The 298-nt window shown below is 42.3% G+C and carries 1 pseudogene; it reads right to left on the bottom strand.

The features are described 5' to 3' along the window. A pseudogene (locus HMPREF2953_RS07775) lies at window positions 1-298 on the bottom strand (hypothetical protein); the annotation flags it as partial.

Here is a 298-nt window from a genome sequence, read left to right as displayed (position 1 = left end):
TCTCTGATTTCTTCAGCTGTCGCATCACCGTTGTTAATCACACCTTGGGCTTCTGCACTAATTCGTTCTGCTTCTGCTTTTTTCGCTCTATAGTTATCTGCTGTTGCTGGCGTCATTCCTGGTGTTGGATCGTCTTCACCAATCGCTGCATCTAATTTCGCTTTTGCTTTCACTAACTCACTATTATTTTCTTTGTCATGAAGTAAGCTAATGGCATTGTCTAACTTAGGTTGCACTACATCTATTTTTGCGATAGTCGCTGTCACTTGTGCTGGTGTCGCATTGTCATCGTTGATGA

Origin of the sequence: Staphylococcus sp. HMSC072E01 (assembly GCF_001814125.1) — a bacterium.
Classification (GTDB): Bacteria; Bacillota; Bacilli; order Staphylococcales; family Staphylococcaceae; genus Staphylococcus; species Staphylococcus hominis.
This window is presented reverse-complemented; position numbering and strand designations above follow the sequence as displayed.